Below are 24,711 nucleotides of genomic sequence, written 5' to 3'. Positions count from 1 at the left end.
GTTCCGGAAGCGCTTGAGGGGGCTCGGCGGCAGAATTGTCGGCGCGTTTCAGCGACACTGCATGACCAGGCCGCCGTCGGACCAAACCGTGTGATGGTTCCGGCTCGCGGACTCCTGCGCGAGCTGTCGAGGGCGTGCTCGGCCCTGGGGACAGAGCGGACACCTCACGAGGACAGCGCCTGGGGAAATCCGATTGCAGGCCGGTGGGCGCGCTGCCACGCTTGGGGTCATGACCGCTGCCGGAGCACCGAGCTGCATGCTTGTGACGGGGATGCCGGGGGCCGGAAAGTCGACCGTGACCAGGCTCGTCGCCGAGCGGCTGCCGCGTTCCGCTCGGCTTGACGGCGATGAGCTCAACAGGATGATTGTCAGCGGATTCGTCTGGGCCCTGGGCGAGCCCGCGGATGAAGCTGCGCGGCAAGTGGAGCTGTTGCACCGAAATCTGTGCGCCCTGGCGAACAACTTCGCTGACGCCGGCTTCACGCCGCTGATCGATGCGATGATCCCCTCCCGGGAGAAGCTGGATTTCTTCCTCGATCTCCTCCCGGCTCGGCAGGTCTTGTTCGTCGTTCTCTCACCGGGCATCGAGGTGTGCCAGTACCGCAACACCATCCGTGATCCACGGGAGCGGTTCGACTTTGACGGCTATGAGGGTCTCGATGCCGACATGAAGCGTGAGTTCGGCGATGTCGGCTGGTGGTTCGACACTGCGGCCCTTACTCCCGAGGAGACCGCCGATCGCATCGTCCGGGATGTACGCCATCGCGCCCGGGTGAACTAACTGCATTTCCCAGACCCCAATTCAGGCCGCGGCGGCCTGTTCGGCCCTGGCCCAGCTCTGGGCCGGGCGCCTCGTACACCACCCCGCCCGCCGACCCGCCGAGCAGCAGCCCCGTGCGGCGGGCCACGGCCCGGGCGGTGGCGAACGCCTCGATGTCGCCGACCTTCGCGCCTTCGTCGAGCAGTTCGTAGTCGACCATGGCGCCGATGGTGGCGCCCTCGGGCGTCCCGGTTGCCGGACTGGTGATAATCGTGAGCGGGCGGGCCGAACGCGATGGAGCCCTTCGGATCGACTCCGACGATCCGGACGTCGGGTACGGTCCTGCGCAGTTCGCCCCCGGTGCCGAACGGTCCGCCGCCGATGCCGACCGCGCCTATCAGGACGTCGATACGGCCGTCCAGCGCGGAGGCGTGAGACGCTATGACGCGCAGAGCGAACTCATCCGGGCGTCGTGTTTCGCGGCGAGGAATACAGGAACTGGCCCTTGCCCAGGGGTTGTTCCTCGACTCTGCCGCGCCACAGGAGTACGCCGTGGCGTCGCTCCCAGAGGGACATGTACACGCCCTTGACGATCCGCTCCGGTACAAAGAGGACCGCCCAACCGATGGCCCAGGGAGCCCAGAGCAGGCCGAACACCAGGGAGGGCAGTCCGACGATGACAACGAAGCCTCCGTCGAAGCTGCGGCGCAGGGACTCACGCGGGACGGGGAGAATCGCCTCGGGGTCGGCCAGGGCGACTGCGCTCTCGAAATCGCGCTTCTCGCCGCCCAGCCAGTCCAACCGGGTCGAAACCGCCAGCAGGCCGAAGAGCGCACTGGCCCCTGCAAAGGACAGCAAGAGAGCCACCGTGGCGCTGTCGACCTGTGGCAGCCCGCGCACGCCGAAGACCACAGGCGCGGTGACGGCCACGGCAACCCCCGCCTCGACGACGGTTATCAATTGATGGTGAACGTAGCGCACCACGGTTTCCCCCTCCGCACGCGCCCGCCCGGGACGGACGCAGCATTCACTATGCCCACCGTGCGCGCCTCGGCAAGCCGCCCGCCCCGTCGGCTCGATACCGACATGCGCCGTCGGCTGCCCGTTCGCACGGCGTTGGCAGAACCGTGACGTCGACGTCAGGTTCCGGGACGCCCGGGTGACTTCCGGGCCACGCAATGAACGCCAGCCCGAGCCGGGACTGTCCGCGACGGGGCCATCATCGCAATCCCACGATTTCCGAGGGTAAACGTGTTTAAGCCGACCGCCCCTGTACTTCGGATACAGCAAGTCGAAACCGTCCGTGTGAAGTCGTGGATCACATCGCGGACCCGGTCGTCGCTGGTGAACAACACCTCGGCGATCTTCGCCACCGGTACGCCCCGTGCGGAAAGCAGCACCCAGATGCGGCGGCGGCGAGCCTCGCGCAAGGGGCTCCGTAGAGCTCGTAACACGATCTCGGATCAGCGGATGGTTCAGCTGACGTCAGGGATTGCGTGAGGCAGTTCGCTCTCGTGTGCGGGCGAATCCGACAGCCGCTGAGGTGTGAGTGACGATGGACGAGCTGTCAAGCGCAGCTCGCCCCAGGGCATGAAGTCGAGCGCGACGGCATCGAGCATGCTCCCGATCGGTGGGAAGTCCTCTGGGCGTGGGTGTTCCAGGCTGTCGGTAAGGTTCACGAAGTCGATGAAAGCCAGGACATCGGACACTGGAGCGACCACCTCGACTTCCACACCGAAGCGTCCCCGATGCCCTGTCACTCGGCAGTGAACTACCTCAAAAGCGCGGAGTCCGCTGTCGAGCCATAGTTGTTGGGGTTTGTCAGTCACAGCTGATCAGCGTAGGAGGCTCAACCTCATCGCGCACGTCGTCGTCAGAGTCGTCGCCAGCAGATGAGTCCGCAGGTGAGTGAGACGAGGGCGTCGTGGAGGTCGAGGCGTCGTTCCCAGCGGATCGCGAGGCGCTTGAACTGGTGGAGCAGGGCGAAGGTCTGCTCGACGACGTAGCGGAGTTTGCCCAGGCCGGCGATGTTGGGGCTGCCCTTGCGGGAGATCACGGGCAGGATCCGGCGGTTCCGTAGGTCCCGGCGGTTGGGATCGCTGTCGTAGCCCTTGTCGCCGAGGAGAGCTTCGGCCCGTCTGCGGGGTCGTCCCATGCGGCCGGCGACTGGTGGGATGCCGTCGACCAGGGCGAGTGTCTGGGTGACGTCGTTGACGTTGGCCGCGGTGGTGCTTCAGGTTTCACCGGCCCCGTGAGTCACCATTAGGTGGCGTTTGCTGCCGGTCTTGCCACGGTCGACCGGCGACGGGCCGGTCGCCTCGCCCCTTTTTCGCCTTCACGTGGGAGGCGTCCACGCAGGCGCGCGTCCAGTCCATCTGCCCGGCCGCGTTCAACTCGGCCAGGAGTATGCGGTGCAGTGCTTCAAAGACCCCGGCTTCGCGCCACCGGCCGAGCCGCCGCCAGCAGGTCTGTCCGGAGCCGAAGCCCAGTTTCAGCGGCAGTTGCTGCCAGGTGATCCCGGTGTACAGCACGAACAGGATGCCCTGCAGGCACCGCCGGTCGTCCACCGGCGCGGCCCCGGCGACCGCTGTGGCCACTTCGGCAGCAGCGGCTCGATCACCGCCCACAACGCATCGGCCACGATCCACGGTCTGTTGCTCACACCCTCACGAACGGCCGGAATCGTCGCACCGGACACGCCCACCAGCCACGAATCACAAGATCGTGTCACGAGTTCGTAGCGTTCGATCTGTTGCGGCGATCCGGTACGGACACGACTTCCTGGCCGTACCGGCGGCGCAGGGCCGCACTGGAGTCCGTGTTCGCCGCCCGCCAAAACGTGCATTCTGCATAAAGGTTCGCATTCGTCGCACGACGGAAGCAGAAAGGAGGCACAAGTCATGAGCAAGCACCGCCGCCGAATCTCATCAGCACTGGTCACAGCGGTTGCGGTCGCGGGTCTCACGGTACCGCGTGCGGAAACAGCGACGACGAGGGCAGCACGCCTGCGCCGAAGGGTGAGACCACCACGGAAAAGACGCCGCAGGAAAAGAAGCAGTAACCGCAAGGCAAGAGCGAGCGAGCGGACCTCGTGAGTTTTCAGCTCGATGACCGCTCACAGTCCGGGATCACCAATGTCTGGCTGGTGTGGACGGTCAGGAACAACGGCAGCGAGAAGTCCAACTGCTCGTGGGACTGGGAGGCGGTCAACGCCGGCGGCACCCGGTTGGCGAACGGTTCTCAGCTGGAGACGGACGTACAGCCCGGCCAGACCGCGAAGGGTGAATTCCCCTCGACGCTCAAGAGCGCGGAGGGCATCACGCTCAACATCGCCAGCTTCAACCGCACCGCCGGTTACTGACCCAGCCGAAGACGTCCGGAACGCGGAGCGTCGGCGAGGTGGCGCCGGCTCCCGCATGCGCTTGGTCTCTGCTTCCCCGCTCGCAGGCGGGCAGAGGGGGAGGCCGACACAACCGGGACTTCACTCTCTGATCGCGGCCCTCCCCTCTCGTGCCTGCTCGTCTCGGATCAGGAGCTGGCACAGCCGGGTGCGGAGAAGACGTTTGTTCGGGCGCGATCGGTACAGACGATGAGCTGACACAGTCTCTACACGACCGAGCGGAGAGAGACCATGGGCATCATCGCGTGGATCATCATCGGCCTGCTCGCCGGCGCCATCGCCAAGGCGCTGATGCCGGGCAAGGACCCCGGCGGCATCATCATCACCATGCTCATCGGAATCGTCGGCGGTCTCCTCGGCGGCTGGCTCGGCAAGGTCGTCTTCGGCGTCGACTCCATCGACGGGTTCTTCGACCTCTCCACCTGGATCGCCGCAATCGCCGGCTCCGTCATCCTGCTCGCCCTCTACCGCCTCGTCACCGGCAACCGGCATTCGCACCGTCACGCGACCCGCTGAAGGCATAACGCCTCCGGACCCACCCGGACGGCTCCCTTCCCTGTTCGCAGGACGGGAGCCGTCAGCGTGTACGGCCGGGCCACGCGGCGGCCCACCCGCCGGTTGCCGACGTCCGGGGGCCCCTGCGTCCTGCCGCCGTCCGAACAGGCGCCTGTGCAGATCGGTGGCATGATCGTGCTTCTCGTGGGCAGGCGACCTGCGTGTCGTACACCCCGGCTGAACTCGTTTCCCGGGTGAGCTCTTGCCTGGTCCAGGCCGGCTTTCAGGTGCTGGGCGACACGGACAGCGGGATTCCGGGACTGCGGGTGACCGAGATGTCCGCAGGCGCTCTGGTCAACTGGACGGCCTCGGACGGGTTCACCGCGCTCAGCCGTGACCAGGCAGGCCACGCAGCAAGCCACGACAGCATGAGGGTGATCGTGCAGGCCGCAGTAGCCGGGCTGCTGGTCCAGCTCGAACACACCGTCACGGCAATGCCTGATGGCAGCGGCCTGATGGTGCTCACCGAAGCGGTCTTCCCACGGGGCAGCAAGGACGACTAGGGATCGACCGGCCCGACGCGCTGGCGCGTCGCCGGCGGTGTGCGTATACGGGACCAAGCCGGCGTCGACGTCGCCCGCGACGCCTCGGCCAGTGGCGCCACCTCGCACGCTGGCACCGCTGGCCACCACCGAGCAGATGCGCCGGGTGATCGCCCCCTCGGTGCGCATCGAGCAGACCCGGCGGCGGCTGGCCCGGCTGAGCGTGGAGGGGCTGGTCGACCGCATCACCCTGCCGCAGGCCGGACGGACCAGGGTGCGGTTTCCGACCTCGTACGGCGTGCAGCTCGTCTCCGAGTGGCCCGAGATGCGCGGACATCGGCCCTCCAGGACCGTTTCCGATTCCGATTCCGATCCGACCGCCGTGCGATCGAAGGCCGACCACACACTGACCGTGACGAGACGGCGCTCGTCTTCCTCGAGGACGCCCGCCGCCGCGGGGAGCTGTGCGAGCCGCTCGACTGGATCCCCGCGGTCATGTGTGTCCTCTTTCTAGCTCAGGCCGCGGCGCGGCCGTTCGTGGTGATGAGGTCGATCGGCTGGGAGGTGCGGCCCTCCAGGGCGAGGTCCGCGGCGATGCCGCCCACGGCGGGCGAGAGCCTGAAGCCCTGGCCGGAGAAGCCGGCCAGCAGGGCACTTCTCGCGTTTCGCGGGCCACTGTCGTTCCCTGCCCCAGTGGACGGTTGCCCGTCTCAGGACTGAACGGCCGAGCGCAGCTCGGGCAGGGACAGGACCTCGTCCAGCACGTCGACGTAGAGGTCCACGTGCTCGCGGCGGAAGGTCATGGGCGGTTTGATCTTCAGTACGTTGTCGTGCACGCCATTGGGGAAGACGATGACGCCTCGCTCCTTCATGAGCTCGGTGACCATGAAGGCCTGCTCAGTGGCCGGCATCTTGGTGGTGCGGTTGCGGACCAGTTCGACGCCGAGGTAGAGCCCTTCCGCCCGCACGTCACCGATGAGCGGTTGGCGCTGCTGGAGCTCGCGCAGCGACTGGGCGAAGTACCCGCCCACGCTCACGGCGTTCTCCCTCAGCCCATCCTGCTCGACGATGTCGAGCACGGCCTCGCCGATCGCGCAGGAGACCGGGTTGCCGCCGAAGGTGTTGAAGTACTTCATACCCGTGTCGAACGCGTCGGCGATCTCCCGAGTCGTGACCACCGCCGCGAGGGGATGCCCGTTCCCGAGCGGCTTGCCCATCGTGACGATGTCCGGGACCACCCCCTGGAGCTCGAACCCCCACCAGGGCCCGAGTCGTCCGACGCCGACCTGGACCTCGTCGGAGATGCACAGGGCGCCCGCCCGCCTGGCAGCGGTGAACACACCGTCGAGGTAGCCGTCGGGGAACACGATGTTCCCACCCGATCCCATCAGGGACTCGGCGATGAAGGCGGCCGGAGGTCGGCCGTCGGCCGTGATCCGCTCGATGACAGCCGCGGCGTCGCGCGCGTACTTGACTCCCGCGTCCTCGTCGTCGTACCCGTAGGTGCTGCGGTAGCGGTCCGGGATGACGACCTCGTGGGTGGTCGCGGGCGCACCGGCGCCGCCGGGGCCCTTGTAACGGTTCGGGCTGATCCCGGTCACCACGCCGGTGTTTCCGTGGTACGCGCCGTCGATGTTGACGATGTGCTGACGACCTGTCACCTGGCGGGCGATCCGCAGCGCCAGGTCGTTTGCCTCGCTGCCCGTGCACACGAGGAAGACGACCTCGAGCGGGTCGGGCAGGGTGGCTACCAGCTTCTGCACGTAACTGGCGATCTGCGGGTAGACGAAACGGCTGTTGGTGTTGAGCTTGCGCAGCTGTCGGGTGGCGGCGGCCGTCACCCGTGGCTCGGCATGGCCGACGTGGGTGACGTTGTTCAGTGAGTCCAGATAGGCCAGGCCGTCCTCGTCGTGGAACCACACGTCCCGCCCACGCACGAGGTTCATCGGGGTGCGGTAGTAGTTGCGCTGGGAGCGAGCGATGTGGCGACGGCGCACTGAGACGACGTCGTCGATGGTGGGGGCCGCGGCGGGGGATTCGGTGAACCCGAGGAGCCGGGCGGGGTCGGGTGACAGGTGGCTCCACACCTGCCGTGCGGAAGGCGGCACGGCACGAGGGGGCGGCCACGTGGCCATCCGTGCGGTGCGGTGGACCTGCACCTGGACGCGGGGCCCGAGCGGGTCCGTCTCCTCGCTCGCGCCGGCACGTCCCAACGGCGCCCCGGCCGGGACTGTCGCCGCAACGGGCGGCGAGTCGTCGAGTCCCCACCAACACGTCCAGAACTCCAGCCCTTCGACCGCATGTCGCAGCACCAACGGCATGCCTGCGCCACCGCGGGCTTCGACGATGCCGGACAGCGGGCTGGCGACCTCCTCGGCGTCGGTCACGATCAGCGAGCCGCCGACCTGAACCGTCGCGGGCTCCTCGGCTCCCGGGCGGCGCCGGCCCCCCAGGAGCAGCGATGCGCTGAGGTGGGGCACGTAGCCCCGTCGCCGTCGTCCGTCGAGGATGTTGTCGATGCTCGCGCGCAGCGCCCTCGCGTCGTGCCAGTCGACTTCGTCGTAGAGATCACTTGCCGGTCGCAGGTCGAGCAGTTGCGGGGCCGGTGCGTACGGGGCACCGTCTCGGGCCGCCTCTACCAGGACCTCTTCCAAACCCCGCTGCTCCCGCGTCGGAGGGAGCCCACACGCGACCCGGAACGTCGCCTCGGCGACGTCGGGACAGACCTCGGCCACCTGCGCGATCGCGGGCCAGGTGTGTTGCATGCGGGTCCGCCCGTACGGCGTGTCACTCTCGGCGACCCGGCGCGTCCACGTCACGGCGTTCATGCACAGCCGGGCGGCCGCCAACGGATAAACAGCCGCCAGTTCCTCAGCCGTCAGGGGGAGCACCGAGTGGAAGCCGGCCACGACTTCGGCCGCCGCAGCGAGCGGGTCGGCCTTGCGGACCATGGCGTAGCCCGCCGCGATCGCCACCTCCGCCGCGCGCACACTGTAGAGCGAGTCGCCCAGGTCGACGATGCCCGAGATCCGCAGCACCCCGTCCTCGTCGGCGTCGGCCAGGACGTTGGCGTCATTGAGATCCTGGTGTACGACGCTCCGCGGCAGTCGGTCCCATGCCGGCAGGAGATCGTCGTACCAGCCCATGATCGTGCGCACCGACTCCCGCCGGTCCGCGTCCTGTACAGCGTGCAGCGACGCCTCGACGATCTCGGCGGCCCGGCGCATGTCCCAGTCGTGCGGTTCCAAGCCCACCGGTGGCTCCACGCTGGAGAGTCCGAGGCTCAGCCGCCCAGCGGCTTCTCCCAGTTGGCGCAGAAGCGCTGCGGGGTGGTCGTCGAGATCCGCCAGGATCCGGCCCTCAAGCCAGCTCATCACGCGGACCATGTGCGTTCGGCCCTCGTGGACGACGGCGGCAAGGAACTTCCCCTCGCGTGTCGGGATCAGCCGTGGAACCGGGAGGTCGGGAACGGTGGAGGCCAGATGCTGGAGGAGCGAGTTCTGCCAGAGAACGTCGGCCGAGTCCGGCTCCGCGCGGGTGACCCGTACGAAGTAGCGCATGCCGTCGTCGCCGGTGATCCGGACGTTCTGGTCGACCTCCCCTCCCAGGGGGTGCTGGACATATCCCTCGAGTCCGAAGGACTGCCACAGCACGTGATCGAGGAGCGAGCCCGGCAGTTGGCCGGTGTGACCGGGGATGGTCGTTCCGTCCTGGCCTGTGGTGGTCGCTGAGGTCATCGGTGCGTTCTCTCTCTCGTCGTCAGGTCGCTCATCACTCACCGTGGGCCTGTGGCACGACGCCCAGGTCGTGGCCAGTCCCCCGCCGCCACCCGTGTCCGCCACCCGTGTCGGCTTTGCCCGACGCTGTCAGCCGGTTCCCGGACGGTCCGATCGATCGCGGCTCCCGGTGGCGGCGGGCAGAGCTGCCGCGGCTGTGTCTCGATCGCCTCACGGGCTGCGCAGACCTGGCCAAGTCGACGACCGACAGGTCCAGGGCGAACTCCCCCGTTTGGTGCTTCGCCTCGATGCCCCACTCCGAGGGCCGCAGGCGCCCGGGCCAGGACGCGCTCCAACACTTGGTCGTATCAGGTCCGAGGTGGGCCGTCCGTCAAAGGCGGAGCGCTCACCGAGACCTGCCATCTGCTCACGCGGCGGCGGCGGTTATGACGTCCCAGGTGACGTTGGAGGGAGCACCCCGCACAGGGCCTGGGCGGGGTCCAGCGGTGTCCTCATGGTCCTCGACCCTCGCCTTGAGCTCGGCGTAGTCTCTGGGGGATCCTGGGTGATCTCGATCCCGCTCTGCCTGGCGAACCGCTGACACTGACCCGAGGAACGCGGCGTCCTCAGCAGCGCCTACTCAAGGTGACGGACTGGGGATCAGGTGCCTACGGAAGTGCCATGGCTGCTCCAGTGCGTGGTCATGTCACGAGCTTCCTCAGCCCGAGGTGATGCGTCAGATGAAACACCGCGGAGAATCCGGCAACAAGGGACGCGAGGCCGCGACATCGACCCCCTATTTTGTGCCTGTGCACAATTACTGCCAGGGAGCCCCACCGGCATGTCAGCGGTATTACCCGGAGACGGCCCCGGATCCGTCCGGTGACGGCTGTCGTCGGGAGAGGCGGTCCTCATGAGCGGCCCGGGACGCCGTCAGGGCGGGGCCCGCCACGACGCCGTGCAGGCGATCGCGCGCCGGCTCCTCGAAGAACGACTCGACGAACTGACCTCCCGTGCTCTCGAACGACTGGAAGCCGAGGAGCCCGCCTACGCGTCGGCGGACTGGGACCCGGTCCAGAAACGGGAGGGGATGCGACGAACCCTCGAACTCGCCCTGACCCGGCTGGCCGGCGGTCCCGTGCCCCGGACGGTCTCGCGCGCCACCGAGGACGTGGGACGCGAGCGAGCGGAGCAGGCGTTTCCCCTGACCGCTCTGATGCACTCCTTCCAACTGGACCTCAGGACCCTGTGGGAGGCCGTGCTCGCAGAGGGGCGAGCACGTGGCATCAGCGCCGATCCCGACTTCCTCGACGGGCTGATCCGCGTCTGGGAGGCGACGGACGCCAACAGCGTCGAGGTCGTCGACGCCTACCGCCGCACCGAGCGCGACCTGGCGAGCCATCGCACGGAGGTGCGCAACCGCGCCTTCACCCGCCTGGTCCTGGAAGGGGAGCAGGATCCCTCCATCGTCGCCGAGGCCTCCACGTTGCTGGGCTTCTCCGAGAACGTCGCCCTGACCGTGGTCGTGGCCGAATCCGTTCCTACCGGGGACCCGGCTGTGTCCCAGGTCGACGACGCGCTGCGTCGGGGCGGCCTGCTGCGTCATTTCGGATGGATGGGCGACGAGCTCCTCGGCATCATCGGTCACGGACGGCGCGATGAAGAGGCCGTGCTTGCCATGCTCCGGCCGTTCGCCCCGTGGCGCTGTGGCGTCGCGGAAGTCCCCGGCCTGGCGCTGACGGCGCGGGGCATCCGGTTCGCACGTGCCGCGATCCGCAGCTCCGCGCAGCCCGGAGTGCGGCACGTGGAGGGCCACTGGATCGGGGCGATCATGTCGGCGCAGGAGGAGCTCACCGGTGCGATGGCCACCGGCGTGCTGCGCCCACTGCTCGAGCTGCGCGACCGCGACAGCATCGTCGAGACCCTGCGCTGGTACTTCGATCTGGGCTCGGTCGCCGAGGTGGCCGCACGCACCTACCGTCACCGGAACACGGTGGGCAATCGCCTGCAGGCCGCGGAGGAGGCGACCGGGCTGAAGCTGTCCCGCCCGAACGACGCCGCCCGGCTGGTCCTCGCCCTGGCTTGGCTGGAGACGGACGCGGGCGCCCGCTTCCGGGCGACGATGTCCTGATCCACCGATCGCTGGACGGGGCAAGGCAACCGGCCCGGCCGGGGCCGCGACCGAGAGAGCTGGAGCCAAAGCGCGGCGGTCAGAGGCCACATGCCCTTCATGAGAACGGCAGCCTTGGCGGCCGACAGCCCGGTCACGCCGCCGGGCAGCAGCGCCAAGCGGCCGCAGTTCGCGCCGGAGCCGCTCGCGGTGCCTCTGAGAAATTGTGCACAGGCACAAAATACGCGGTCGATCTCGCGGCCTCACGTCCCTTGTTGCCGGATTCTCCACAGTGCTTCACTGACGCATCACCTCGAGCCGGAGAGGCTCATCGCATCGGAGCAGCAATGATGCTGCCGCCGACTACCTGATCAGCATTCGCCGTCCCCGGCCTGTCCGGGGGCTCGTCCTCCAGCGGCGGCCCCTCGGGCACCCCCTCAGCCCCCATGCCATCGGTCGCCGCCCCAACGCTCGGCAGCCTCCTGAAACCCCGATGCGGCCGGCCTGGCCGCACTCGACGAGATCGTGACTCCCAGCAAACCGAATGTCCTATATGCCTGGAAAGAGGCCGAATATCATGCGTCAGATCGTCACCTTCGATGCCTACGGCACCCTGGTCGACTTCCAGCTCGGCCCCACCACCCTGAAGGTCCTGGCCGACCGGCTGGACCTGGACCGTCTGAACGTCGACGAGTTCCTCGACGACTTCCGCATCATGCGGTTCCACGCCGTCCTGGAGGCATACCGCCCCTTCCGCGAGCTGCTGCCCGCCAGCCTGGAGACAGCGATGCGTCTGCACGGCCTGGAGTACCGGCAGTCCGACGGCGAGGCCCTGGTCGCGGCCGTGCCCACCTTCGGCCCCCACCCCGAGGTCCCGGCTGCCCTGCGGGCGCTGAAGTCCCGGTACGAGATCGCCATCATCTCCAACACGGACGACGACCTCATCGCCCAGAACCTGGCCAACATGGGCGTCGAGTTCGACCATGTCATCACCGCCCAGCAGGCCAAGGCGTACAAGCCGTCCCGGCAGACCTTCGAATACGCCTTCCAGGCCATGGACATCGACCCCGCCCAGGTCATCCACGTCGCCCAGGGCTGGGAGTACGACCTCATCCCCACCCGCGACCTCGGCCTCGCTCGCCGCGTGTGGATCAACCGTTACGGCCACAACGGCTCCATCGGCGCCCGCGGCAGCGCCGACTACCAGCCCTTCGACGAGCTGCCCGACCTGTCCGGCCTGCCGGCCCTTCTCGGCTGCTGAAGCCGGGACCCGGACAACACACCCCTGGACTACCAGGAAGACCCGAGGACGTACGTCATGAAGCAGATCCCCTACTGGCTCGACACAGCTCCTGCCTTCCCCGACCGGACCGGCAAGCCCCTGCCCGAGCAGGCGGACCTGGTGGTCATCGGTGGCGGCCTCACCGGCCTGTCCACCGCCTACCACGCGGCACGCAAGGGCGCCCACGTCGTCCTCGTGGAGAAGGACAAGGTCGGCTCCGGCGCCTCCGGTCGCAACGGCAGCATGTGCACCCAGGGCATCACCATCAGCCCCGCCGAGGCGCGCAAGCGCTACGGGCAGCCGCGGGCCCGGGAACTGTACGACGCCTTCCGCGAGGCGGTGGACGTGGTGGAGGAGCTGACGGTCAAGGAGCAGATCGACTGCGACTTCCACCGCGTAGGGCGTCTGGGCGTCGCGTTCAAGCCGCAGCACTTCGAGGGCATGCGGGCCAAGCAGCGCGACCTGGCCGACAACTTCGGCCACGACACCACGCTGCTGAGCAAGAGCGATCTACGTGCCGAGCTGGGCTCCGACTACTACCACGGAGCCCTGCTCGACCCGCTCAGCGCGCACCTTCACGTCGGCAAGTACGTCCATGGCCTGGCCGAGGCCGCCGAACGCGCCGGGGCTCAGATCCACGAACGCAACGCCGCCACCGCGCTGCACCGCATCCCCGAGGGCGGTTTCCTCGTCGAGACCCTGCACGGCACCATCCGCGCCACGCAGGTCATGGCGGCCACCGACGCCTACACCGATAAGGCCATGCCCTGGTTCCGCAAGCGGCTGATCAACGTCGGCAGCTTCGTCATCGTCACCGAGCCACTGGGCGAGGAGCGGGCCCGGCAGCTCATCCCCAACAACCGCGTGGTCGTGGACTCCAAGAACATCGGCCACTACATCCGCCTCACCCCGGACAACCGCCTCGCCTTCGGCGGCCGGGCCCGCTTCGCCCCCTCCAACCCCGCCTCGGACGTCAAGAGCGGTGACGTCCTGAAGCGGGAACTGGCGGAGATCTTCCCGCAGGTGGCGGACGTGCGGATCGACTATGTGTGGGGCGGCATGGTCGGCTTCTCCTGGGACCGCGTTCCGCACGCGGGTGAGGCCAACGGCCTTTACTACTCCATGGGTTACTGCGGTCACGGTGTCCAGATGGCCACCTACATGGGCCGCGCCATGGCCGAGGTGATGGACGGCCACCCGGAGGCCAACCCCCTGCGCGGCTTCGGCTTCCCCAAGGTCCCGGTGCCGTTTTACAACGGCACCGCCTGGTTCCTGCCGTTCGGCGGCGCCTACTACAAGGCCAAGGACCAGCTGCGCTGACCCTCTGCAAGAGGCATTCGTCAAGTTGCGTTACGAGGCCTGCCAGCTGCACCGTCGGCAGCGTGCCGTTCACCAACGACGCCGTGCGGTGGCACCTCCCCGACGACGAGTACGGCGTCCGACCGCGACTTCGCCGATCAGTGCGATGCGGTCACGGATGCGTGCCGTACCGAAGCAAGGGCTTGTGCGTAGCAGGCCTGCCTCACGGGATCCGGGGCGACGGCAACGCCGGCCCCGATCTCGGCCACGGTGATCACGCTCAGGAAGCGGTTGGGGCGGGCGGTTGACCGGGACCAGGCCAGGACGCGCGGATCGGGCTTCGCCCGGGTCGTAAGCTCGGCAACGACCGTCGGCGTTGGCGTCATGTTCGCAAGCCCCGATCTCCGACCCGCCGTTGCGGCGGATCGGCCCCCGGCGCCGTTGGGGTTCAGTCTTCGTCGGGGCGGGGCTGGGGCGGGCCGAAGGGTTCGATCTTCGGGTTCGCGTATGGCCCCTGGGCACCGGGCATACCGTGGACGCGCTCGGCGACGGCCTCGGTGACGAGCAGGGCGTAGGTGCCGTTGTGCAGGTCGACGAGTCCGTAGTCGGTGTCGACCGCCTCGCGACCGATGCCGAGCTGACGCAGGGCGTCCTCGAGCGTGGCTCCCGACGGGAGCGTCACCGTGACGAGGCTGGTTGGCTTGTCGGGAGCCATCGGTCTCTCCTCCGATGTGATGGGCTACCTGCGGGTGCCGTGCCCGTTCTTGCTGCGGCGGCGCAGGGCATCCATGATCGACGGTACGTTGATGATGCCGAACCCGTAGTTGTGGTCGAAGCCCGCGGCGCCGCGGTCGTCGGCCGTCCGCTGGAGCAGGGTGCGAAGCTCGGCCGGCTTGAGGACGTTGGTCGACCACTGCGTGCGGATGGCGGCGACCACGCCCGCGGCCACCGGGCAGGCAGCCGAGGTCCCGGAGTCCGGTGCGTCCGCCCCGAAGGCGTGCGAGCCCTCGAAGTGGGTGTACGCGCAGATGTCGGGCTTGTTGGCATCGAGCCGGCCGGGACCCTGCGAGGAGTAGCCGACCCGGTGGCCCCGGGTGTCGACACCGCCAATGGACAGCGCACGCGGGTGCGAGTTGGCGCCGACGATGGGCCGGTCGGGGAACTCGCAGCGGTTGTCAGGGCAGTCCAGGCCGCAGTTGCCCGCCGCGAACAGGACGTCGGCGCCCGCACTCTCGAGCGCGGTCACCATCAGGTTGAAGGGGTGGCCGGGGTTGTCCGAGTAGTTCCCGGGGTGGCTGGGCGCGAAGTCCCACCGAGGCGAGAAGGAACCCCAGCTGTTGCTGACGACCAGGGCCCGCTTGTCGTCGGGCATCGTCTCCAGCACGCTCCACAGGTGGGCGTAGGCCGCCACGGCGTCCGAGAGCAGCCCGCTCATGACCGTCGGGCCTTGCGCCTGCGAAAGCAGGACCGGCACGTCGATCAGCGTCGCCTTCGGCGCGGCGAGCAAGGCGTCGAAGGCGCACATGGTGCCGTGGTCGACCGGGAACTGGCCCGGCCTGCCGGTCACTCCGGGCGGGTTCCAGCTCCGTGCCGCGTCGACCGTGACGGGATGGCCCAGTTCGTTGATCAGGTGCTGGGTGTTGATGCCGGTGTCGGTGATCGCCACCGCGATGCCGTTGCCGTCCAGGTCGTCCGCGCCGAGCTCGGCGAAGAAGTTCTTCACGTCCTGCGAGGTCCCGACCGGTCCGTCCCCGGGACACGTGGGCGATGTCTGGATGACTGGGTCGGCGGAGATGCCGACGATCTCTGGGCGGCTGAGGGCCAGCATGGAGAGCCGGCTGGCGGAGTCATAGTCGTGGATCTCCCCACGGACCATGACGGTGGCGTCTTCCGGCCGCATGGAGAACCGGAGCGACTGGGTCAGGGACAGCGGGTCCCCGCCACCCGTGGACGGCAACGGCCGGGGCAGCGCCACCGGTGTGAACGACTGGTCCATCTCGACGCCGGGCATCGACCCGGCGACATCCTGGGTGGTCGCGGTGAGCTGCGGGTTGGCGACGGCCTCGACGACGTCGCGTTCGGGCTTCATCTGGATGAGGACACGCATGGTTCTCCTCGGTGTGGGACGGAATCCAGCGCGGAGAGTGCGGCTGGGTGGGGAGCGCCGTCGAGAGGCGATGGGTGGCCTCTCCTGCTATCTGCCCCCGACCGGCGGATCGGCCGAGGCCGAGCATGCGGGGGCGGGGCGGATGCGGATCAGGCGCCGTTGTCCATACTCACCGCGCATGTGCGACACCGCATGTCGATGCCCCTCGAATGGCCTACGGGCGACCCGTCCCTCCACCTTTCAACTGCTGACCGGCAAGGCGCTTTCGGTGTAGGGGCGTTGATGTTGCAAGAAACGTGCCGAGACCTGCGGAGGCCCGATCGTCCGGATTGCCATCGAGGAGGGTCGCCCCGACGTAGCCGCCCAGGCGGAGGAAGCCCGCGCCCTCGTCGGCTACTGATCAGGGTTGTCCTTCTCGAAGGTTGAAGGCGGCACCCTTGGCCCGAGCGGTGTGGTCGAGCTGTATCTTGATCTTGCAGTACTTCCCGGCCTCTGGGACGGTCCCCATGAGCCCCTCCGTGCGCTTCCCGTCTTCAGATGTGAGGCAGGGTCCGGCAGCAGGGTGCGGCAGGTGTTCCGCGCCCTCACCTGAAGACTGGCCAGACGCCTACGGCCGCTAGGAAAGCGCCGGCGTACCCAGCCGGGTCCAGAACGTACGGCCACAGGCCGTTGGGAAGCCCAGGGCGAGCGTGCAGGGCATGCCGTGGTCGGCGTGAGGGCCAATGACACTGCCGCGCGACCACACCGCCGCTCCGTCCACCAAGCCCCGCGTGTCACACGAATGGGGGGAAGCCCTCTCTGCATGCAACTGTCGCAGGTCCTGAAAAGTCCTCCACCTACAGCACCATCCGTTCCGTGTGGAGGAGCACCATCCTGCGTAAGCGTTCCATTCTGGCCGCAGCCGTCACTGCGGGCACTGCCGCGGCCCTGGTTCCCACCGTGTCGGCTCAGGCTGCCGAGTACAGCTCGACGCGCCAGTAATCCGGCGAGCAGAGCGGCAGCTGCGGCGCCGATCGCCTGTACCAGGTCGCCCCGCTGCTGGGGCGCTCCGTCCGGCGATCATGGCATTGAGCCGGGCGTGAACAACTCGGCGGGGCGCGCATGGGGGGGGTGTACAGCCTCGCCCAAGTCCACTCGCCTGGCCCGATGACCGCTTTGCTGTAGTTACGATTCGTTCGTGCCTACTTTGCGGCGACAGCGACGCCGTCGTCCACCCGGTGACCGATGGGATGTTGTCCGGCTGTCACCGGTGATCCTCACCATCCTCATCGGCGCGCTGGCGTTCGCGACACCGAGGGACATCGCCATCAGCCGCCTCCTGCCTGCCGCGCCCGCTCTGGCCGCCTCGATGTGGCCCGTGCTCCCCACGATCCTCCTGGGCGTGTTCTGCGCGCTGATCATGCTCGGCCTGGGCCTCGTCCACACCGACCTGGGGACTCCCTACACGGCGGCCGCAATCGCCGCCGTCACCCTGGCGGCCGCATACGCGAGCCACGTCCGGCTCCGGCGGGAGGAAGCACTTCTCCAGATCCGACTCGTGGCCGACGCTGCCCAGCAAGTCCTGTTGCGACCGTTGCCGAGCCGCCTCGGAGGGCTCGAGATCGAATCGCTGTACGTCGCGGCGCAGGCCCAGGCCCGGATCGGCGGCGACTTCTACGAGGCGGCCGAGACACCTCACGGCGTCCGGCTGCTCCTGGGAGACGTACGGGGCAAGGGCCTGTCCGCAGTGGGGGCGGCCTCTGCGCTGATCAGCTGCTTCCGGGAGGCCGCACACGACGAACCCGACCTGACGGGCGTCATCCAGCGCCTGGAGATCAGCATCGGCCGCCACAGCGCCGCCTACCCCTCCCAGGACCTCCCGGAGCGGTTCGCCACCGCTCTGCTCGCCGAGATCCCGCGCGGCGGCGGCCACGTCAAGCTCCTCAACTGCGGGCACCCCCCACCGCTTCTCGTGCACCAGGGTCAGATGCACGTCCTGGAGCCCAGCGAACCCTCGCCACCTCTCAACCTCGCGGCACTCGTCAAAGACAACTACCGCACCGACACCGTGCACTTCGCCCCGGGCGACCAGCTCCTGCTCTACACCGACGGCGTGACGGAAACCCGGGACTACGCCGGCGAGTTCTTCCCACTGCAGGACTGGATGCGGCAGCAGAACCCGGTGTCACCCCACGGACTGCTCGACCGACTTCACCACGACCTGCTCCGCTTCAGCGGCGGAAGGCTGGACGACGACATCGCGGCCCTCTCCGTGCGATATCCGAAGTCCCACCCCCTTGACCAGTGAGGAAAGCGCCGCCGCGCGCCCAGGTAGCAGGCCCCCGTCGGCTGCCCGTGGCCACCGGCGACCAGGCACATGCCATTCAGTCACGGGGAATGCCGTCCTTGACCGACGCTCTGCCGGGGCATCTGCGTACCTGCCGGTGCAGCGCACGCGGCTGCAGTGGCATCCCCGCCAACGCGGCTGTGCAGGACCGATGCTCCTCGCCCTCACCCGCAACCGCAGCGGCCGCACCTGGCATCTCGCCGACGCCTGCACCGCCTGCGCGGCCGCCACCAGCCACACGGTCGTTGTCCCGGCCACCCTCCTCGCCCCGCGCCCTCCCGGACGCGCTCGATGCTGGCCCGAGCCGCCGGGCGGCCCGGCCGAACGCACCCGCGTGCGGGAGATGCTCACCTATCTGGCAGCGGCACTCCCCCAGTTCACCTCCCCCGCCGCCCGCCTCCTCGCCCCGCAGTGCGCCCTGACGCTCCGACACCCACGGCTGCGTCCAGCTTTTCGGTGGCCTGCTGCGCGGCATGCGGCTGCCCGGCCGCAGCGAGCTGTGGGAGGAACTGGAACACACACGCCGGCTACGCCGCACAGCCGGTAAGTACCCGCGTACGCAGGCGCAGCTGCTGGATGTGACAGTCCTCTCCCAGCAGCCGGGCAGCCGAGCCCGGGCCCGCGCTGCACACCTCGGGGGGCGCCGGCAACACTGACATGAATGTGCTCGCCCACCTCACGCACTGACCATCTGGCGGGTCCTGGCCCGCCAACTCGGCCGCCGCGAGCACATGAGCGAAACGGTCCAGGCCATCGCCGGCCTGCTGTCCCACCAGCAGATCAGCGACCTGACGTCAGCGCAGTAGATGTGAACCCCGAGTCCCACCCACGTCCTCGACGTCTCACCGCAACCATGCACGAGCTCGTTGGCGTTGGGAATCGACTCCGGCGAGCATGGGGGCGCACGGGACTGAAGTCGGCGGGGGCGGTGGATGACGGTGACCAAGCATTTAAAGTGCAGGTCCCACACATTTATCGGCGACGTTAACTTCTGGCTCCGGAAGGAAATCCCTGACCCGGAGAGTCGTATCCAGGGGAAAGTTTCTTCCCCCCTTCACGAGTGGACACCATCTCGACCGCGGCGAAAGATGGCTGAGGGCCGCCTGTCGGCGGGCCGAGGCCGAGAAAGGGGCAGGCGCCATGGTCGAAACTGTTTCGTTCAGGAACAAGGCAGTCGAAATTGCGGGACATCTTCACCTGCCGAAAAACTTCAGCGAAGACAAGAAGTACCCGGCACTCGTCGGAATTCATCCGGCGGGCGGCGTAAAGGAACAGACCATCGGCCACTACGCCGAGAGGCTCGCTGAGCACGGGTTCGTCACCGTCGTCTACGACTCCTCCTATCAGGGAGCGAGCGGCGGGGAACCCCGCCTGCTGGAAGACCCGACGACCCGGGTCGAAGACGCCCGTTGTGCGGCCGACTTCCTTACCACCCTTCCGTTCGTCGACTCCGAGCGAATGGGCGTCTTCGGTATCTGCGCCGGCGGCGGCTACGCGATCAGCGTGGCCCAGACCGAACGTCGCTTCAAGGCAGTGGCTACGGTCAGCGCAGCTCCCATGGGTGAAGGCTCCCGGGGTTTCCTGGGGCATCTGTCTCCGGTGGCCGAGCAGATCGGAACGCTGGAGATGGTCGCCAACCAGCGCACGGCGGAGGCTCGAGGGGCGGAACCCCTCTACGCCCCGTTCGTCCCTGAAACACTGGACGAGATCGACGAAAACACGCCGGACCTCCTGCGCGAGGGGTACGACTACTACAGGACGCCGCGAGGTCAGCACCCCAATTCGAAGGGCCGTTTCCTGCTGACCAGCATGGACAAGATGTTCGCCTTCTCGACGTTCGACCAGATCCCGGAACTGCTGACTCAACCGATGCTCCTCATCGCAGGGAGCAAGGCGGACACCAAGATATTCAGCGACCAGGCCTTTGAGCTTTCCAAGGGGCCGAAGGAACTGTTCGTCGTCGAAGGAGCAACTCATATCGCCTTGTACGACGTGCCCGAATACGTGGACCAGGCGATCCCCAAGATGGTGGAGTTCTTCGCCGTTCTCTAGTGGTGCCGAACGCGCGCCGAGCCCGGGCCGGCCGTCGGGCCGGGATCGCGTACCTGGGGAACGGTAGACAGGGGAAGATTTCTTACCCCTCACAGCGCGCGCCTCAGGTGCAATGCTCGGGCACACACCGAACAAGGACTTTCGAGGAGCCCGATCATTATGTCCTCTTCCAGCCGCACCACGATCGCCATTGCCTTTCATTCGGGCTACGGCCACACGGCCGTCGTCGCCGAAGCCGTGGCCCGTGGCGCGGCCGGAGCCGGCGCCGACGTGGCCCTGATCTCCGTCGACACCATCACCGACGAGCAGTGGGCGCAGCTGGACGCCGCTGACGCGATCATCTTCGGTGCCGCCACATACATGGGTACCGCCTCCGCGGCCTTCCACGCGTTCGCCGAGGCCAGCAGCAGGCGCTGGTTCTCCCACGCCTGGGTGGACAAGCTCGCCGCGGGCTTCACCAACTCCGGCGCCAAGAGCGGCGACAAGTCGTCCACTCTGGGCTATTTCGCCACCTTGGCCGCCCAGCACGGCATGCACTGGATCAGCCTGGGCCTGATGCCGGGCTGGGATTCCACCAAGGGCAGCGAGGACGACATCAACCGGCTGGGCTTCTTCATGGGCGCCGGCGCCCAGAGCCCGACCGATGCCGGCCCCGAAGCAGTCCACCGGTCGGACATCGCCACCGCGGAGCACCTTGGTGCGCGCGTCACACGCCAGGCCGCGATCTTCCGGGCCGGGCGGGCCGCCCTCGCGGCCTGATCCCAGGACTCTCTTCCGCATTCCGATCCACCACCCCCCTCAAGGAGCAACCATGTCCGACTCCCCGCACCTCGCCCTCATCCGTCGGGTCTACGAATCCCGCATGGCGCCCGAGGTCACCAAGGAGGTCATGGCCCCGGACCTCGTCTGGGACATCACCCCGGGCTTCCCGAACAGCGGCGTCTACCACGGCTGGGACAGCGTGGCGAAGGACTTCTTCGGCACACCCATGCCGAACATCGTTTCCTTCGGCGCGGTGCCCGAGGAGTTCTACGCCGACGACGAAGGCCATGTCTTCGTGTCCGGGCACTACCACGCCGAGACGAAGTCCGGCGACACGGCCGACGTCCGGTTCATCCACCTGTGGACCGTCCGTGACGGCAAGGCCGTCAGCATGCGGCAGGCCGCCGACAGCCACATCCTCCAGGAAGCCCTCAAGGGCTGAGACCACCCCCCAAGGAGACCCACCCATGGCGAAGATCCTTTTCGTGATCACCGCGTCCGACCACTGGACGCTGGCCGACGGAACCCGGCAGCCGGCCGGCTTCTGGGCCGAGGAGGCCATCGGCCCGTACCAGGTCTTCAAGGAGGCCGGATACGAGATCGCGGCGGCGACGCCCGGCGGTGTGCCGCCCACGGCGGACGCGCTCAGCCTCACCGCGGACTTCAACGGCGGCGAGGAAGGCGCCGAGCGTATGCGGACCGCGCTGCGCGAGGCGACCGAGCTGGCGCACCCGATGCGCATCGAGGACGTCGACATCGACGACTACGTTGCCGTGTTCTACCCCGGCGGCTGGGGCCCGATGGAGGACCTGCCGGACAACGCCGCCTCCGGCAAGCTGCTCACCGAGTGGCTCGCCTCGGGCAAGGTGGTGTCCCTGGTGTGCCACGGACCTGCGGCGCTGCTCGCCACCATCGGCCCGGACGGGACGTCCCCCTTCTCCGGCTACCGCCTGACCGGCCTCTCCAACGCCGAGGAGAAGCAGAACGGACTCGCGGACCGCGCGAAGTGGCTGCTGCAGGACCGCCTCGTGGGCGAGCTCGGCGCGGACTACCGCGAGACCGAGCCGTTCGCCCCGCACGTCGAGGTGGACCGCACCCTGTTCACCGGCCAGAACCCCGGCTCGGCGGTCCCGCTGGCCCAGGAAGTGCTCAAGGCACTGAGCTGACGGCCGCGCTGTGTATTCTCTCGGCGGCCCGGGCACACACCCCGGGCCGCCGAGCCCTCTTCCGTTGGTTGTCAAACAGGTCTGAGTCGGTAGCATTTTTTCATATGCGGGTGAGGGCGAAGTCCAACCTGGGCACGATCCTTCCCCCTCACAGCGCCGGGCTTCTGTGCGAGGCTGCGCATCATGAACCGCAACCCTCATCTGAACGAGTTGGGTGAGTTCCTCAAGGCCCGTCGTGGCGAGCTCAGCCCCACCGAGGTCGGTCTGCGAGGTGGGCAGCGGCGGCGGGTGAGTGGTCTACGCCGTGAGGAGGTGGCTCTTCTCGCCGCGATCAGCACCGAGTACTACACGCGCATCGAGCAGGGCCGTCTCCAGGCGTCGGCTCCCCTGCTCGACGAGATCGCCCAGGCGCTCCGGCTGAACGACGACCAGCGCACCTACCTCTTCGACCTCGCGGCGAAGCAGACGGCCCGTCCGTCCGCGTCGGGCGGTCGCCAGCAGGTGGACACGCAGTTGCAGCGCATGCTGGACGATCTCACCGCCTCTCCGGCCTTCGTCATCGGCCGGCGCACCGACATCCTGGGCTGGAACCGGCTCGCCGCCGCCCTGTGGACCGATTTCGGGCGCTACCCGGAGGAGGAGCGCGTGTTCCTCCGGCTGCTGTTCACCGAACCCTGGATGCGCACGCTGTACGCCGACTGGGAAGAGGTCACCCGGCTGGCCATCGCGCAGCTGCGCATGGAGAGCGCCCGCTACCCCGGCGAACCGCACCTCGCCGCTCTGGTCAAGGAGCTTTCCGCCCGCGACGCACAGTTCCGGCAGTGGTGGACCGAGCATGACGTCGCGATGCGGGGCAAGGGCATCAAGAAGCTCCGCCACCCGGTGGTGGGCGAGCTGACGCTGGACTGGAACACGCTCACCTGCGGCACGGACCCCGACCAGCACATCATCGTGTGGAACGCCGAGCCCGGCTCCCCGTCCGACGTCGGTCTGCGCCTCCTGGCCTCCTGGGCCGCGGACCAGGAGCCGACCCCGTCCGACTCCGCCACTTGAGCCTTCCCACGTGCCGCGCCGCCTCGGCGGCCGGCAACCGATCAACCGTGTGAACCGTCGGCTCCGCCACCGGGGCACCTCGCGTCGCCGAGTCCCGGGGCGGAGCCTCGTCGTATCAGCTCACGGTGTAGGTGTACGGGATTCCGATGAGCTCGGATCCGATGAGCTCCGATCCAGGAAGCTCAGGAACCCGCTGTGCGCGTCGACGTACACCGTTCCGCGCACCACCGTGTCGGCAGGAGCAGTCGGTGTCAGGGTGAGGGTCATCGTCGCGGTCGTGTCCGGTGTGACGGTGACGGGTTTCCACTCGGGGTCGTTCTCCCAGGGGCTACCGGTCGACGCCTTCGCCGAGCTGTCGATCGTCCGGGTCGTGGCGTCGAGCGAGACGTGCGCCGTGTCCTCGTCCGCCGGTCGGCCGGTGAACGAGGACCTGCGTCGGAAGTGTGCAGCCCTTCCAGTGCGGGTCGACGGTGCAGGCGGCCACGCCGACCATGCCCGGTGCCACCAGGTCGACGACCTTGTTGCCCTGGGTCGTGCCCCCGGAGGACAGCGCGGAGATGTTGTCGCTCGCCCACTGGGGATAGCCGTAGGCCTGCGCCGCCAGCCGGAACGACGTACTGGCGCCGACGCCGATCACCTCCGGGTCGCCGGCCGACGCGCCGACGGTGCCCGAATCGCCGCCGGCGGCCACCACCGTCACTCCGGCGGCCACAGCCGCCCGGTCCGCCAGCCGGATCGGGGGGCGCCGCGTCCGGGGTAGAGGTAGCTCATGAACGACTGGCTGAGGACGTCCGCGTGGTGCTCGACCGCGTACTGGATGCCCCGCACCAGACTGGAGGTGGAGCCGTCCTCCCCGTAAGCCTTGACGCTCATCAACTCGCCGCCGTCGGTGTGGCCGTTCGTCGGCAGACCGACGTGCTGGTCGCGCAGCGCGACGATGACACGGTGCGAGCTACTTGCAGCGGGACAGCCAACGAGAGGGCGCTCACGAAGATCTTGAGGCTTTTCCAACTTGGTTGCGTAGCAAGTCGGTTGGCTGAGAGCGGCGTTGAGGAAAAGGTGAAGCTCCTGGTAGATGGGTTGTCGACCAAGATCAACCTGTCCGCCCGGAGCTTCACGTGCTTGTCTACCCATCGGGGATCGATCTGTCCAACTCGACCCTGCGCTACCTGGCCGACCTGTTGAGAGACCGGCGTCGTGAGCGCGGCACGCGCTGGCGCCGCCTGACCGCGGACCGACAGGCTCTGCTCGCGCTGGCCCATCTGCGCTGCGGGCACACGTATGCCCAGCTCGCGGCCGGCTTCGGGATCGGGTTGGCCACCGTCTACCGGTACATCGTCGAGGCGGTTGAGGTCCTGGCCGCCGTCGCCCCCACCCTCCAGCAGGCCATGACCGTCGCCGCCAACAAGGCATTCGTGATCCTGGACGGCACCCTGTTGCACATCGACCGCATTGCCGCCGTGTCCCTCCCCTCGTAGCGTGAAGACCGTGACTGCAGGGGAAGTTGGGAGTCATGGCGGAGAAGCGACGGAAGTTCGACCCGGAGTTCCGCGAGGGGGCTGTGCGGATCGTCACGGAGACCGGCAAGACGATCGCCGAGGTCGCCGAGGACCTGGGGATCAACGAGACCACCCTGGCGAG

General features: G+C 68.3%; 22 protein-coding genes and 4 pseudogenes. 16 read left to right on the top strand and 10 right to left on the bottom strand.

What is annotated here, in order from left to right; all coding sequences use genetic code 11:
• Positions 1–229 precede the first annotated feature (229 nt).
• Entirely contained in the window at positions 230–781 is a 552-nt protein-coding gene (locus ABT147_RS35745; RefSeq protein ID WP_351414096.1) for an AAA family ATPase, read from the top strand.
• A gap of 67 nt (positions 782–848) precedes the next feature.
• On the opposite strand, the pseudogene ABT147_RS35740 reads toward ABT147_RS35745, so the two are convergent.
• The 5 genes and pseudogenes from ABT147_RS35740 to ABT147_RS35720 all read right to left on the bottom strand — a co-directional run.
• A pseudogene (locus ABT147_RS35740) lies at positions 849–1,185 on the bottom strand (pyridoxal-phosphate dependent enzyme); the annotation flags it as partial.
• Positions 1,186–1,219: 34 nt separating this feature from the next.
• Entirely contained in the window at positions 1,220–1,744 is a 525-nt protein-coding gene (locus ABT147_RS35735) for a hypothetical protein (protein ID WP_351414199.1), read from the bottom strand.
• 270 nt (positions 1,745–2,014) lie between these two features.
• Positions 2,015–2,175, bottom strand: a pseudogene (locus ABT147_RS35730) (helix-turn-helix domain-containing protein); the annotation flags it as partial.
• A 60-nt stretch (positions 2,176–2,235) separates the two neighbouring features.
• A complete protein-coding gene (locus tag ABT147_RS35725) occupies positions 2,236–2,493 on the bottom strand; it encodes a hypothetical protein (protein WP_351414094.1) in 258 nt (85 codons plus the stop codon).
• 140 nt (positions 2,494–2,633) lie between these two features.
• Positions 2,634–3,404 (bottom strand): annotated as a pseudogene (locus tag ABT147_RS35720) (IS5 family transposase).
• A gap of 447 nt (positions 3,405–3,851) precedes the next feature.
• On the opposite strand from ABT147_RS35720, the gene ABT147_RS35715 reads away from it, so the two are divergent.
• From ABT147_RS35715 to ABT147_RS35700, 4 genes are all read left to right on the top strand, one after another.
• Positions 3,852–4,121 carry a hypothetical protein gene (locus ABT147_RS35715; protein WP_351414092.1) on the top strand — a complete coding sequence of 90 codons (270 nt, stop codon included), beginning with the start codon at positions 3,852–3,854 and terminating at the stop codon, positions 4,119–4,121.
• Positions 4,122–4,391: 270 nt separating this feature from the next.
• Complete coding sequence (locus ABT147_RS35710; protein WP_351414090.1) at positions 4,392–4,676, top strand: GlsB/YeaQ/YmgE family stress response membrane protein; 285 nt, start codon at positions 4,392–4,394, stop codon at positions 4,674–4,676.
• Positions 4,677–4,876: 200 nt separating this feature from the next.
• Positions 4,877–5,218, top strand: a complete 342-nt coding sequence (locus ABT147_RS35705) for a hypothetical protein (protein WP_351414087.1) — start codon at positions 4,877–4,879, stop codon at positions 5,216–5,218.
• Between the two features lie 136 nt (positions 5,219–5,354).
• Entirely contained in the window at positions 5,355–5,711 is a 357-nt protein-coding gene (locus tag ABT147_RS35700; RefSeq protein WP_351414085.1) for a hypothetical protein, read from the top strand.
• Positions 5,712–5,907: 196 nt separating this feature from the next.
• Here ABT147_RS35700 and ABT147_RS35695 read toward each other — a convergent pair whose 3' ends face one another.
• The gene (locus tag ABT147_RS35695; RefSeq protein WP_351414083.1) at positions 5,908–8,934 is read right to left on the bottom strand and encodes an aminotransferase class III-fold pyridoxal phosphate-dependent enzyme; all 3,027 of its coding nucleotides are present in this window, start codon (positions 8,932–8,934) and stop codon (positions 5,908–5,910) included.
• 892 nt (positions 8,935–9,826) lie between these two features.
• Here ABT147_RS35695 and ABT147_RS35690 point away from each other — a divergent pair.
• The 3 genes from ABT147_RS35690 (at position 9,827) to ABT147_RS35680 (ending at position 13,625) form a co-directional block, all read left to right on the top strand.
• Positions 9,827–11,044 (top strand): PucR family transcriptional regulator, encoded by a 1,218-nt coding sequence (locus ABT147_RS35690; RefSeq protein WP_351414081.1) that lies wholly within the window; start codon positions 9,827–9,829, stop codon positions 11,042–11,044.
• Between the two features lie 556 nt (positions 11,045–11,600).
• Positions 11,601–12,284 (top strand): haloacid dehalogenase type II, encoded by a 684-nt coding sequence (locus tag ABT147_RS35685; RefSeq protein WP_351414079.1) that lies wholly within the window; start codon positions 11,601–11,603, stop codon positions 12,282–12,284.
• A gap of 57 nt (positions 12,285–12,341) precedes the next feature.
• Positions 12,342–13,625 carry an NAD(P)/FAD-dependent oxidoreductase gene (locus ABT147_RS35680; protein ID WP_351414076.1) on the top strand — a complete coding sequence of 428 codons (1,284 nt, stop codon included), beginning with the start codon at positions 12,342–12,344 and terminating at the stop codon, positions 13,623–13,625.
• A 427-nt stretch (positions 13,626–14,052) separates the two neighbouring features.
• On the opposite strand, the gene ABT147_RS35675 is transcribed toward ABT147_RS35680, so the two are convergent.
• Together ABT147_RS35675 and ABT147_RS35670 are read right to left on the bottom strand one after the other, a co-directional pair.
• The gene (locus tag ABT147_RS35675) at positions 14,053–14,319 is read right to left on the bottom strand and encodes a hypothetical protein (RefSeq protein ID WP_351414074.1); all 267 of its coding nucleotides are present in this window, start codon (positions 14,317–14,319) and stop codon (positions 14,053–14,055) included.
• A gap of 24 nt (positions 14,320–14,343) precedes the next feature.
• Entirely contained in the window at positions 14,344–15,711 is a 1,368-nt protein-coding gene (locus ABT147_RS35670; protein WP_351414072.1) for a S8 family peptidase, read from the bottom strand.
• A 1,249-nt stretch (positions 15,712–16,960) separates the two neighbouring features.
• On the opposite strand from ABT147_RS35670, the gene ABT147_RS35665 reads away from it, so the two are divergent.
• The 6 genes from ABT147_RS35665 to ABT147_RS35640 all read left to right on the top strand — a co-directional run bounded on the left by ABT147_RS35665 (position 16,961) and on the right by ABT147_RS35640 (position 23,070).
• Positions 16,961–17,998, top strand: a complete 1,038-nt coding sequence (locus ABT147_RS35665; protein ID WP_351414070.1) for a PP2C family protein-serine/threonine phosphatase — start codon at positions 16,961–16,963, stop codon at positions 17,996–17,998.
• A gap of 1,179 nt (positions 17,999–19,177) precedes the next feature.
• Positions 19,178–20,089, top strand: coding sequence for an alpha/beta hydrolase (locus ABT147_RS35660; protein ID WP_351414068.1), 912 nt, complete (start codon positions 19,178–19,180; stop codon positions 20,087–20,089).
• Positions 20,090–20,248: 159 nt separating this feature from the next.
• On the top strand, positions 20,249–20,848 hold the full coding sequence (locus ABT147_RS35655; protein WP_351414066.1) for a flavodoxin family protein: 600 nt from the start codon (positions 20,249–20,251) through the stop codon (positions 20,846–20,848).
• A gap of 52 nt (positions 20,849–20,900) precedes the next feature.
• Positions 20,901–21,293 carry a nuclear transport factor 2 family protein gene (locus tag ABT147_RS35650; RefSeq protein WP_351414064.1) on the top strand — a complete coding sequence of 131 codons (393 nt, stop codon included), beginning with the start codon at positions 20,901–20,903 and terminating at the stop codon, positions 21,291–21,293.
• A gap of 25 nt (positions 21,294–21,318) precedes the next feature.
• Entirely contained in the window at positions 21,319–22,017 is a 699-nt protein-coding gene (locus tag ABT147_RS35645; RefSeq protein ID WP_351414062.1) for a type 1 glutamine amidotransferase domain-containing protein, read from the top strand.
• A 183-nt stretch (positions 22,018–22,200) separates the two neighbouring features.
• A complete protein-coding gene (locus ABT147_RS35640) occupies positions 22,201–23,070 on the top strand; it encodes a helix-turn-helix domain-containing protein (protein ID WP_351414060.1) in 870 nt (289 codons plus the stop codon).
• Positions 23,071–23,398: 328 nt separating this feature from the next.
• On the opposite strand, the gene ABT147_RS35635 is transcribed toward ABT147_RS35640, so the two are convergent.
• Both ABT147_RS35635 and ABT147_RS35630 read right to left on the bottom strand, forming a co-directional pair.
• Positions 23,399–23,782: a S8/S53 family peptidase gene (locus ABT147_RS35635; RefSeq protein ID WP_351414057.1), complete on the bottom strand. Its 384-nt coding sequence runs from the start codon at positions 23,780–23,782 to the stop codon at positions 23,399–23,401.
• On the bottom strand, positions 23,767–23,943 hold the full coding sequence (locus ABT147_RS35630; protein ID WP_351414055.1) for a hypothetical protein: 177 nt from the start codon (positions 23,941–23,943) through the stop codon (positions 23,767–23,769). Before ABT147_RS35630 ends, ABT147_RS35635 begins: the two co-directional genes overlap by 16 nt.
• 245 nt (positions 23,944–24,188) lie before the next feature.
• Between ABT147_RS35630 and ABT147_RS35625 the strand changes: the two are divergent.
• Positions 24,189–24,530: pseudogene (locus ABT147_RS35625) on the top strand (helix-turn-helix domain-containing protein); the annotation flags it as partial.
• A gap of 53 nt (positions 24,531–24,583) precedes the next feature.
• The coding region (locus ABT147_RS35620; RefSeq protein WP_351414193.1) for a transposase at positions 24,584–24,711 on the top strand (128 nt) is incomplete at its 3' end.

The sequence above is a fragment of the Streptomyces sp. NPDC001868 genome, assembly GCF_040297125.1.
Lineage (GTDB): Bacteria > Actinomycetota > Actinomycetes > Streptomycetales > Streptomycetaceae > Streptomyces.
Note: the sequence above shows the minus strand (reverse complement) of the source record. Positions and strands in the feature narration are given on the sequence as shown.